Source organism: Micromonospora sicca, assembly GCF_003172935.1.
Lineage (GTDB): Bacteria > Actinomycetota > Actinomycetes > Mycobacteriales > Micromonosporaceae > Micromonospora > Micromonospora sicca.
In genome coordinates, this window is sequence record NZ_QGKS01000336.1 from 1 (window position 1) to 11,105 (window position 11,105).

Sequence of the window (11,105 nt, forward strand, 5' to 3'; positions counted from 1 at the left end):
CCGGCCGCCGGAAAAGGGCCGCCGAGGTCGGCGGCACGGCGGGCGGCGCCGCGGGCATCCCGGTGGCGGTGGGAGCCGGCGCGGCCTGCGCCGCCGCCGGCGCCGGTGCGGCGGCGGCCCGGGGCGCCGTGGCCGGCAGGGCCGGTACGGCGGCGAGCACGCCGAGGCAGTTCACGAACACTGCGAGAGTTCTGTGGTGTCGTCTCGATGCAGGCATACGAACGCACCTCCGGACCCGAAGCTATGGGGCGGCGACGGCCGGGCGGGTGCGAAGTCGGCATTCCCGCCCCGCCGGCCGGCCGACCGCGTACCCTGCCCCGTCCGGCCGCCGGACGGCCCGGTGACGTGCCGGTGGTCGCACGCGGCGTGCCACGCCCGGTGTCGGGGATAGATTGGCCGGGTGCGTATCGCTCGTTTTGCTCATGCCAAGGGAATGTCGTTCGGGGTCGTCGAGGGCGAGCCGGAGGCCGGGCCGCAGGGCCTGACCATCGCCGAGATCGAGGGCCACCCGTTCGGCCAGGTCAAGTTCTCCGGCGCCCGGTGGGCGCTCTCCGACGTCCGACTGCTCTCGCCGATCCTGCCCAGCAAGGTGGTCTGTGTGGGTCGCAACTACGCCGAGCACGCCGCCGAGCACGGCAGCGAGGTGCCCAAGGAGCCGCTGCTCTTTTTGAAGCCGTCCACCTCGGTGATCGGGCCGCGCGACGCGATCCGGCTGCCGATCTTCTCCAAGCAGGTCGAGCACGAGGCGGAGCTGGCCGTGGTGATCGGCGCTCCGGGCGCGCGCCGGGCCGACCGGGCCGCTGCCGAGCGGGCGATCTTCGGCTACACCTGCGCCAACGACGTCACCGCCCGGGACCTCCAGCGCTCCGACGGGCAGTGGACGCGGGCCAAGGGCTTCGACTCGTTCTGCCCGATCGGTCCGTGGATCACCACCGGGCTGGACGTCTCCGACCTGGAGATCCGGTGTGAGGTGGGCCGCAACCCCGACGAGATGGAGGTACGCCAGCTCGGCCGGACCAAGGACATGGTGTTCGACGTGCCGGCCCTGGTGTCGTACATCTCGCACGTGATGACGCTGCTTCCCGGCGACGTGGTGCTGACCGGCACCCCGGCGGGGGTTAGCCCGCTCACCGAGGGGGATACGGTCACCGTGCGGATCGACGGGATCGGCGAGCTCACCAACCCGGTGGTGCCGGTCGCCTGATCCGTCCGACGCCTCGTTTTCGCAGGTCGCAGGCGGTTTCGGGGGGTTGGATTTGGCCTGTCGGCACTGGGAGGGTAAAGTTCACTCCCGGCGCCGCAAGGGGCCAATGGGGTATGGGGTAATTGGCAGCCCGACTGATTCTGGTTCAGTTAGTCTAGGTTCGAGTCCTGGTACCCCAGCGCAGCCGTGGGTTCGCGAGAATCCCGGTCGCTGGATTCTGGCGGAGTTCTGCTCCGTCCCTCTTCGCGAGGGGCGGTCGGCGAGCTCTGATAGAGTGCAGCTTCCTCACCACCAGAGTGGGGAAGCAGGAAGTTCTGGCCCCGTCGTCTAGCGGCCCAGGACGCCGCCCTCTCAAGGCGGTAGCGCCGGTTCGAATCCGGTCGGGGCTACAGCGCTGACAGCCCGTCCCACCCCGGTGGGGCGGGCTTCTTCGTGTCCGGAACCGGCTGCCGGGCAAGCCGAGGTTCCCTGGCGCGTCCGGTCGTTTCGTGGCCGGCGGCGCCGACCCCGTCTTCGGCGCCGGGAGCCGGTGCCGCTAGACTACTGCCGCACCGCTCGGCTGGGCGGTGAAGCAGGAAAAGTGCCTGGCCCCGTCGTCTAGCGGCCCAGGACGCCGCCCTCTCAAGGCGGTAGCGCCGGTTCGAATCCGGTCGGGGCTACCACTCGAACGGCCCGTCTCGCGTCTCGCGAGGCGGGCCGTTCGCCGTCTGGGCAGACTCAGAGGCCGGAGAGGCGTTGGCCGGCTCTGACCACGGCCATGGCGTGGCGTTCGCCGGGGCGGCGGCCGAGGCGCTCGATGGGGCCGGAGATGCTGATCGCGGCGATGACCCGGCCGGTGCGGTCGCGGATCGGGGCCGAGACGCTCGCCACACCCGCCTCGCGCTCGGCGACGCTCTGTGCCCAGCCGCGGCGGCGTACCTCGGCCAGGGTGCGGCCGGTGAACTTCGACCGGGGCAGCAGCGGCATCACCGCCTCCGGCGGCTCCCAGGCGAGCAGGATCTGCGCCGCCGAGCCCGCCGTCATCGGCAGCACCGAGCCCACCGGCACGGTGTCCCGCAGGCCGCTGGCCCGCTCGGCGGCGGCCACGCAGATCCGCTCGTCGGCCCGGCGCAGGTAGAGCTGCGCGCTCTCACCGGTGGCGTCGCGCAGCGCGGCGAGCAGCGGCTCCGCCGCGGTCAGCAGCACGTCCGGCGCGGCGTTGGCCAGCTCGCCGAGCCGGGGACCCGGGCGCCAGCGCCCCTGGGTGTCCCGGACCAGCATCCGGTGGATCTCCAGCGCCTGTGCCAGCCGGTGCGCGGTGGCCCGGGGCAGCTTGGTGCGTTCAACGAGTTCGGCCAGGCTGGCGCCGTCGACACAGGCGGCCAGGATGACCACCGCCTTGTCGAGAACGCCGACACCGCTCATACTGTGTCCCACAAGCCGAAACTTACCTCCCAGAATTTAGGATGTCCAGATGGTGGGAGTCACTCAACCGAGGACCCTGGCCGAGAAGGTCTGGGACGCGCACGTGGTGCGATCCGTCGAGGGCGAGCCGGACCTGCTTTTCATCGACCTGCACCTGCTGCACGAGGTCACCAGTCCGCAGGCCTTCGACGGGCTGCGCCTGGCCGGCCGCCGGGTCCGCCGTACCGACCTGACGATCGCGACCGAGGACCACAACACCCCGACCGGGTACGCCGACCCGGCGTTCCGCTCCCGGCGCGGCGACCTGCTCACCATCGCGGACCCCACCTCCCGCACCCAGATCGAGACGCTGCGCCGCAACTGCGCCGAGTTCGGCGTACGGTTGCACCCGCTGGGCGACGAGAACCAGGGCATCGTGCACGTCATCGGCCCGCAGCTCGGCCTCACCCAGCCCGGCATGACGATCGTCTGTGGCGACTCGCACACCGCCACCCACGGCGCGTTCGGCGCGCTCGCCTTCGGCATCGGCACCAGTGAGGTGGAGCACGTGCTGGCCACCCAGACGCTGCCGCAGGCCCGGCCGAAGACCATGGCGGTCACCGTCACCGGCGAACTCGGCCCGGGCGTCACCGCCAAGGACCTGGTGCTCGCGCTGATCGCCCAGGTCGGCACCGGCGGCGGGCGCGGCCACATCGTCGAGTACCGGGGCGAGGCGATCCGGAACCTCTCCATGGAGGGGCGGATGACGATCGCCAACATGTCCATCGAGTGGGGCGCCAAGGCCGGCATGATCGCGCCGGACGAGACCACCTTCGCGTACCTGAAGGGGCGGCCCAACGCGCCGCAGGGCGCGGACTGGGACGCGGCGGTCGACCACTGGCGGACGCTGCCCACCGACGAGGGGGCGACCTTCGACGCCGAGGTGACCCTCGACGCCAGCCGGATCACCCCGTTCGTCACCTGGGGCACCAACCCCGGCCAGGGCGCGCCGCTCGGCTCGGCGGTGCCGGACCCGGAGGAGTTCGTCTCCGAGTCCGAGCAGGCCGCGGCCCGCCGGGCGCTGGAGTACATGGACCTCAAGCCGGGCACCCGGCTGCGTGACCTGGCGGTGGACGTGGTCTTCGTGGGCTCCTGCACCAACGGCCGGCTGGAGGACCTGCGCGCCGCCGCCGACGTGCTGCGCGGGCACCGGGTCGCCGACGGCGTACGGATGCTGGTGGTTCCCGGCTCGGCCGCGGTGCGGGAGGCGGCCGAGGCGGAGGGGCTGGACAAGGTCTTCACCGACGCCGGCGCCGAGTGGCGGTTCGCCGGCTGCTCCATGTGCCTCGGGATGAACCCGGACACCCTGTCGCCGGGCCAGCGCTCGGCCTCCACCTCCAACCGCAACTTCGAGGGCCGCCAGGGCCGGGGCGGGCGTACCCACCTGGTGTCCCCGCCGGTCGCCGCCGCCACCGCCGTGGCCGGCCGGCTGGCCGCCCCCGCCGACCTGTAGAAGGGCAGCTGCTCGCGATGGACAAGTTCACCACCCACACCGGCACCGCCGTGCCGCTGCGCCGTTCCAACGTGGACACCGATCAGATCATCCCCGCCGTGTACCTCAAGCGGGTGACCCGGACCGGTTTCGCGGACGGGCTCTTCAGCGCCTGGCGGGAGGATCCGGCATTCGTTCTCAACGATCCCGCCCATTCCGGCGCGTCGATTCTCATCGCCGGCCCGGAGTTCGGTACCGGCTCCTCCCGGGAGCACGCCGTCTGGGCCTTGCGGGACTGGGGCTTCCGCGCCGTGATCTCTCCTCGCTTCGGTGACATCTTCCGCGGCAACGCGCTCAAGGAAGGTCTCCTTCCGGTGGAGCTGGAATTGAAAGCCGTCGAGGAGCTGTGGCGTCTGGTGGAATCCGACCCGACCACCCCGGTGACCGTCGACCTCACCGCCCGTCAGGTCCGGGCCGGGGACGCCACCTGGGCGTTCCCGCTGGACGACCACAGCCGCTGGCGGCTGATGGAGGGCTTGGATGACATTGGACTCACCCTCCGGCATGCCACCGAGATCAGTGCCTTCGAGGCGTCCCGGCCGTCGTTCCTGCCGTCGGTCGCATAGCCGTACGCCCGATCGCACAGCGGTTTTCGCCCCCACCGGCCCGGCCGGTGGGGGCGAATCCGTTACGACACAAGGGCTTTTTTCCACCGAATGTTTGTGTCCCGGCAGCACAGGGCATACGGTGCGCGCAGAATGGCTCGCGTCGAGTCAGTAGCACAATCGGGAGGAAGTCGTGAACAAGGCCGAGCTCATCGAGGCGCTCGCCGTTCGCCTGGGGGACCGGAAGATGGCGACGGCCGCGCTCGACGCGGTCCTCACTGAGGTCCAGGCGGCGGTCACCAAGGGCGAGAAGGTGGCGATCACCGGATTCGGAGCATTCGAAAAGCGCATCCGGGGCGCCCGAACAGCGCGCAACCCGCGGACCGGCGAGGCGGTGAAGGTCAAGAAGACCTCTGTCCCGACCTTCCGCCCGGGCGCCGGTTTCAAGGAGATGGTGGCCAGCGGCAAGGTGCCGAAGGCCACGGCCGCCGCCAAGAAGACCGCCGCGGCCGCCGCGAAGACCACCGGCGCGAAGGCGGCCGGGGCCAAGGCGGCCGGGGCCAAGGCTGCCGCGGCCAAGAAGACCACCGCGGCCGGCGCCGCCAAGAAGACCACCGCGGCGAAGGCCGCCAAGACCACCGCGGCGAAGGCCGCCAAGACCACCGCGGCGACCAAGAAGGCCGCCCCGGCGAAGAAGGCCGCCCCGGCGAAGAAGACCGCCGCGGCGACCAGGGCCACGGCGGCGAAGAAGACCGCGCCGGCGAAGAAGACCACCGCGGCCAAGAAGACCGCGCCGGCGAAGAAGACCGCCGCCGCCAAGACCACGGCGGCCAAGAAGGCGCCGGCGAAGAGGGCGCCGGCCAAGAAGGCGAGCCCCCGGCGCTGACCGGCTCGACGAAAAGGGTGCCCACCGTCGTGGTGGGCGCCCTTTTCGCGTACGACCACAGCGTCGCCGCCGTTGACCGGCGACCCGGGCCGCGCGGACAATCGCCGTGCCGAACACCCCGTCGGTCACGAAGAGAGGCGCCGGTGCGCCACCGCCACCTCACCACCGCCATGCTCGCCCTCGGCGTGATGCTCCTGCTGGACGTGCTGCGGGTCTGGCTGCCGTCGATCATCACCATCTTCGGGCAGGCCGCCGCCACCCCCGCCGAACTGCTCGGGGCCTTCGCCGTCTCCTGGTTCCTCCTCGCCCTCGCCGCGCCCGCCCTGGTACGCCGGCTCGGCGCCCGCCCGGTCGGCCTCGTCGCCGCCGGGGCGCTGGCCGGCGCGCGGCTCGCCCTCACCGCGGCGCCGGGCGGGCGGCTCCAGCTCTGGCTGGCCTGCGCCGGTCTGCTCGCCGGCCTGGTCTGGCTCGCCGCGACGGCCGCCGTCGTGGCCCGCCCGGTACCCGGACTGGCGCTCGGCCTGGTCGTCGCCGCCGTGGGGCACGCCCTGCTCGGCACGGAGGACCTGGTCTGGCGGGGCGGCTGGCCGGGGTGGACGCTCAGTGCCCTGCTGGCCGGGGCGTTCCTGGCCGTGCAGGCAGGCGCCGGCCGGACCCGGGCGGTCGTGTCAACGGGCGGCTCCGGCGGCGCGCGGGCCTGGCTGCTCGCGGGGCCGGCGACGCTGCTGGCCGGTCAGCTGGCGCTCTCCCCGGCGGTGTGGAACGCCGCCGCCTCCTACCGGCACGGGTCGCCCGACCTGCCCGGGCTGGGTCTTCCGCCGGCACACGTGCCGGCCCTGCCCATCCTCACGGTGGGGCTGTTCGTGGTGGCGGCGTTCACCCGGCCGCCGAGGTGGCTCGCCCGGGTGCTCTGGCCGGCCGCGCTGCTGGCGGGGGCGGTGCTCTTCGCCGCCGACCGGGCCGACTGGTTGGGACCGGCGTTCCTGCTCGCCGCCGGTGGCCTCGGCGGCTGCCTCGCCCTCGCCGACGCTCCCACGGACACCCACACCGAGACCGACACGAACACCGACGCCCGCACGGACACCGGCGGCGACACCGACGACGCCCACACCGGTGGCGGCATCGACACCCGCCCGGACGCCGGTGCGGACACCAGGTCCGGCGGCGGCACGGGCGCCGGCTCGGTTGGCTCCGGCCGGCGTGGCCACGCGGCCGTCGGCGGGATGCTGGTCTTCGCCGTCGCGGCCGTCGCCTACTACGCGGCCTACGACCTCGGGTACCCGAACGGCTGGGTGCCCGTCGCGTTGGCGGTGCTCGTCGGAGTGGTCGCGGTCACCGGGCGCCCCGCCGCCGCAACCGTCCTCCCGGGAACCGCGCCGGCGTGGACGGCCGTCGGGCTCATGCTGCTGACCGCGGTGGCCGCCGGGATCCACCGTCCGGTGCCCGCCACCGAACGGCGTGCCGTGGCGGCGGGCAACGTACGCGTGGTGGCGTACAACGTCCGGATGGGCTTCGGGCTGGACGGACGGCTCGACCTGGACGGCCTGGCCCGGGCGGTCACCGGGAGCCGGCCGGACGTGGTGCTGCTCAGCGAGGTGGACCGCGGCTGGCTGCTCAACGGCGGCCACGACACCCTCGCGCTGCTGGCCCGGCGGATGCGCATGCCGTACGTCTTCGCGCCGGCCGCCGATCCGGTGTGGGGCGACGCGGTGCTCAGCCGCTGGCCGGTGCGCTCCGGCGAGACCCGGCCGCTGCCGACCGTCGGGGCGCCCACCGGGGCGCAGGCCCTCGGCGTGACGCTCGACCTCGGTGGCGGTGCCCGGCTGGCCGTGGTCGCCACCCACCTGCAACCTCCGCCCGGCCGGGGCCCGGTGACCCAGGCCCGCCAGGTCGCCGCCTTCGCCACCCGGTACGCGGCCGGCCGTCCGCTGGTGCTGGCCGGCGACCTGAACACCGAGCCGGGCGATCCGGCGTTCCTGGAGTTAACCGGTGCCGGCCTGGTGGACGCGCTGGCGTCGGCCCGGCCGGTGCCGACCAGCCCGGCCGACGACCCCCGCGAGCAGATCGACCACGTCTTCGTCTCCCCGGGCGTCACCGCCGCCGACGTGGTGGCGCCGCGCAGCACCGCCAGCGACCACCTGCCGGTCACGGTCACCCTCACCCTGCCCTGACCGGTCCGCGTTCCGCCCGCCCCGGCGTCCCGGCGGTGCGGCATCGCCGTGCGTCGGTGCGGGTCGGCCGGGACGGGGCGGACGGCGCTGGGCTGGGGAGGTCGGCGGCGGCCCGCCCGCCGCGGTGCCGACGCGCTAAAGCCGGTCGGCGGCGACCAGGCGGTCGCCGGAGAAGGCGAGCAGCCAGCCACCGCCCTTCGGGGTGGTGAAGTCGTCGGCCCGGCCGGCCAGCCGCTCCAGGGCGCCCGGCAGCACCTTGCCCTGACTGCACACCGCCACCGGCTCCCCGGCGGCGGCCAGCGCGGCGAGGTGCGCGGCCGCGGCCAGCGCGCACTCGTCCACCTGCTGGCCGGGTTTCGGCTCGTCGAAGTCGCCGACCACCTCGATCGGCAGGTCCAGCAGGGCGGCGGCCGGGTCCAGGGTCTGCACGCAGCGGCGGGCCGAGGCGGACAGCAGGCGCGCCGGGCGCACCAGGGCGACCAGTTCGGCCAGCGCCTGCGCCTGGGCCCATCCGGTGGCGTCCAGCGGCCGGCCGGTGTCCGGCCCGGACCAGGTGCCCCGCTTGCCGGCGTGCCCGTGCCGGATCAGCAGCACCGTGGCGGTGACCGGCGGCAGCGCCGCGAACGCGCCGAGCACCTCGGCGTCGTGGGGGTAGCTGACCAGGCGTACCGCCTCGTCGGCCGGGAGCCAGCGCACCTCGTCGACCTCGGTGTCCGGCTGGAAACCCCCCTCGGCCACCGCCCGCATCGACCAGTAGTCCACCCGCTTCGGACGGCCCTCGCTGCGATAGTGGACGGCGGGCAGCCGGACCTGTGGCACCGCCCGGACGTCGGTCTCCTCGGCCATCTCCCGAACCGCCGCCCGCAGTGGGTGCTCACCGGGCTCCAGCTTGCCCTTGGGCAGCGACCAGTCGCCGTACCGGGGCCGGTGCACCAGGCAGACGTCGACACCGGCGGCACCCGGCCGCCAGGCGACCCCGCCCGCCGCCCGGATGCTCGCCGGCTCCTCGCCCGTCATCCGCTCACCGTAAGCCCGGCCGCGGTGCGCCGTGGCCCGCTCAGCCGGCCGTCCCGCCCACCCGTCGCAGCAGCAACTCCTGCAGATGCGTCAGCGGCCCCTCCTCGGTGCCGGTACGCCGGGTCCAGGTCCCGTCCCCGGCCAGCTCGAACGCGTCCACCTCGGGGCTCATCGCGGCGGTCAGCACGTGGTCCAGCTCGGCCCGGGCGACCGGGTCGCTCACCTGCACCAGCGCCTCCACCCGGCGGTCCAGGTTGCGGTGCATCAGGTCGGCCGAGCCCATCCAGAACTCGGCGTCGCCGTTGTTGCCGAACCGGAAGACCCGCGAGTGCTCCAGGAACCGGCCGAGGATCGAGCGGACCCGGATGTTCTCCGACAGCCCCGGCACCCCGGGGCGCAGCGTGCACATGCCCCGGATCAGCAGGTCCACGTGCACGCCGGCCCGCGACGCCCGATAGAGCGCGTCGGTGATCTCCTCGTCGACCAGCGAGTTCACCTTGAACTGCACCACGCCCGGCATGCCGAGCCGGACGTGCGCGATCTCCCGCTCGATCCGCTCGACCAGGCCGCTGCGGATGCCCTGCGGGGCCACCAGCAGCCGCCGGTACGCGGTCTGCCGGCTGTACCCGGTCAGCACGTTGAACAGGTCGGTCAGGTCGGCGCCGATCTCCGGGTCGGCGGTGAGCATGCCGAAGTCCTCGTAGAGCCGGGCCGTCTTCGGGTGGTAGTTGCCGGTGCCGATGTGGCAGTAGCGGCGGATCTGGTTGCCCTCCTGGCGTACCACCAGGGCGGTCTTGCAGTGCGTCTTCAGGCCGACCAGGCCGTAGACGACGTGGCAGCCGGCGCGTTCCAGGGTCCGGGCCCACCCGATGTTGGCCACCTCGTCGAAGCGTGCCTTCAGCTCGACCAGCACCACCACCTGCTTGCCGGCGGCGGCCGCGTCGACCAGCGCGTCCACGATCGGGGAGTCGCCGCTGGTGCGGTACAGGGTCTGCTTGATGGCGAGCACGTTCGGGTCGGCCGCGGCCTGCTCGATGAAGCGCTGCACGCTGGTGGCGAACGAGTGGTACGGGTGGTGCACCAGCACGTCCCCGTCCCGCAGCGTGGCGAAGACGCTGCGTGGCACCTCGCCCTCGGTGAGCCGGGGATGGGTGGCCGGCACGAACGGCGGGTCCTTCAGGTCGGGTCGGTCGGCCTCGCCGTACACCTGCCAGAGCGCGGAGAGGTCGAGCAGGCCACGGACCCGCAGCACGTCCTGGCCGTCCATGTCCAGCTCGCGGACGAGCAGCTCCAGCATGTGGTCGGAGATCGAGGCGGCGACCTCCAGGCGGACCGGCGGGCCGAACCGGCGCCGGGCCAGTTCCCGCTCCAGGGCCTGGAGCAGGTCCTCGTCGCGGTCCTCGTCGACCTCCACCTCGGCGTTGCGGGTGACCCGGAACAGGTGGCACTCCACCACCTGCATGCCGGAGAAGAGCTGCCCGAGGTGCACCGAGATGAGGTCCTCCATCGGCAGGAACCGCACGCCGGGCTGATCCCGGGCCACCCGGACGAACCGGGGCACGTTGTTCGGCACCTTCACCCGGGCGAAGAGTTCCGACCCGCCGTCCGGGTCGCGGACCGACACGGCCAGGTTGAGCGACCGCCCGGAGATGTACGGGAACGGGTGCGCCGGGTCGACGGCGAGCGGGGTGAGCACCGGGAAGATGTGCTCCCGGAACCAGGTGCGCAGCCGCTCCCGTTCGGCGTCGTCCAGCTCGCTCCAGCGCAGGATCCGGATGTCCTCGGCGGCCAGCTTCGGCAGCACGTCGTCGACGAAACAGGCGGCGTGCCGGGCCACCAGGTCGGCGGTCCGCTCCGCGATCAGCTCCAACTGGGTCCGCAGCGGCAACCGGTCCCCGCCGCGGACCGGCAGGCCGGCGGAGAGCCGGCGCTTCAGCCCGGCCACCCGCACCATGTAGAACTCGTCCAGGTTGCTGGCGAAGATGGCCAGGAACTTGGCCCGCTCCAGCAGCGGGGTGCGCGGGTCCTCGGCCAACGCCAGCACCCGGGCGTTGAAGTCGAGCCAGGAGAGCTCCCGGTTGAGGAAGCGGTCCTCGGGCAGCGGCGGCGCCGGGGGCGGCTCCTCGTCGGCGCCGGCGGTCGGGCGCTGCTCCGGACCGGTGACCGGGTCGAGCACCTCCTCCAGCCCGGCGGAGGCCGCCGCGGTGTCGGCGCCGGGCGAGCCGGGGTCCCCGGGCGGGGTCTCCTCCGGGGGGCGGACGGTGCGGAAGCGGTCGTCGGTGCCGCGGGTGCGGACGCCGTTGCGGGGTTCGGCCGGGTCGGTGGCGTGCGGCGGGCGGTCGGGGTG

The 11,105-nt window shown here is 73.7% G+C and carries 9 protein-coding genes and 3 tRNA genes; 8 read left to right on the top strand and 4 right to left on the bottom strand.

Translation table 11 applies throughout. The features are described from left to right. On the bottom strand, nt 1-181 hold a 181-nt coding region (locus tag DKT69_RS27530), incomplete at its 3' end, for a hypothetical protein (protein ID WP_236648392.1). 219 nt (nt 182-400) lie between these two features. On the opposite strand from DKT69_RS27530, the gene DKT69_RS27535 reads away from it, so the two are divergent. The 4 genes from DKT69_RS27535 to DKT69_RS27550 all read left to right on the top strand — a co-directional run bounded on the left by DKT69_RS27535 (nt 401) and on the right by DKT69_RS27550 (nt 1,866). After that, the gene (locus tag DKT69_RS27535) at nt 401-1,204 is read left to right on the top strand and encodes a fumarylacetoacetate hydrolase family protein (protein ID WP_109804396.1); all 804 of its coding nucleotides are present in this window, start codon (nt 401-403) and stop codon (nt 1,202-1,204) included. A 107-nt stretch (nt 1,205-1,311) separates the two neighbouring features. Next, nucleotides 1,312-1,383, top strand: a tRNA-Gln gene (locus DKT69_RS27540). Nucleotides 1,384-1,520: 137 nt separating this feature from the next. Beyond that, nucleotides 1,521-1,593: transfer RNA gene (locus DKT69_RS27545), tRNA-Glu, on the top strand. 197 nt (nt 1,594-1,790) lie between these two features. Next, nucleotides 1,791-1,866 (top strand) — tRNA-Glu (locus DKT69_RS27550). Between the two features lie 55 nt (nt 1,867-1,921). On the opposite strand, the gene DKT69_RS27555 is transcribed toward DKT69_RS27550, so the two are convergent. Continuing rightward, nucleotides 1,922-2,608: an IclR family transcriptional regulator gene (locus DKT69_RS27555; RefSeq protein ID WP_013284529.1), complete on the bottom strand. Its 687-nt coding sequence runs from the start codon at nt 2,606-2,608 to the stop codon at nt 1,922-1,924. A gap of 49 nt (nt 2,609-2,657) precedes the next feature. On the opposite strand from DKT69_RS27555, the gene leuC reads away from it, so the two are divergent. The 4 genes from leuC (at nt 2,658) to DKT69_RS27575 (ending at nt 7,741) form a co-directional block, all read left to right on the top strand. Beyond that, a complete protein-coding gene (leuC, locus tag DKT69_RS27560) occupies nt 2,658-4,100 on the top strand; it encodes a 3-isopropylmalate dehydratase large subunit (RefSeq protein WP_109804397.1) in 1,443 nt (480 codons plus the stop codon). Nucleotides 4,101-4,117: 17 nt separating this feature from the next. After that, nucleotides 4,118-4,705 carry a 3-isopropylmalate dehydratase small subunit gene (gene leuD / locus DKT69_RS27565; RefSeq protein ID WP_109804398.1) on the top strand — a complete coding sequence of 196 codons (588 nt, stop codon included), beginning with the start codon at nt 4,118-4,120 and terminating at the stop codon, nt 4,703-4,705. A gap of 172 nt (nt 4,706-4,877) precedes the next feature. After that, nucleotides 4,878-5,570, top strand: coding sequence for an HU family DNA-binding protein (locus DKT69_RS27570; RefSeq protein ID WP_109804399.1), 693 nt, complete (start codon nt 4,878-4,880; stop codon nt 5,568-5,570). Nucleotides 5,571-5,713: 143 nt separating this feature from the next. Then, complete coding sequence (locus DKT69_RS27575; RefSeq protein ID WP_109804400.1) at nt 5,714-7,741, top strand: endonuclease/exonuclease/phosphatase family protein; 2,028 nt, start codon at nt 5,714-5,716, stop codon at nt 7,739-7,741. A gap of 135 nt (nt 7,742-7,876) precedes the next feature. Here DKT69_RS27575 and DKT69_RS27580 read toward each other — a convergent pair whose 3' ends face one another. Beyond that, nucleotides 7,877-8,758, bottom strand: a complete 882-nt coding sequence (locus tag DKT69_RS27580) for an NUDIX hydrolase (RefSeq protein ID WP_109804401.1) — start codon at nt 8,756-8,758, stop codon at nt 7,877-7,879. A gap of 40 nt (nt 8,759-8,798) precedes the next feature. Beyond that, nucleotides 8,799-11,105: RNA degradosome polyphosphate kinase (locus DKT69_RS27585; RefSeq protein WP_109804402.1), on the bottom strand; the 2,307-nt coding region annotated here is incomplete at its 5' end.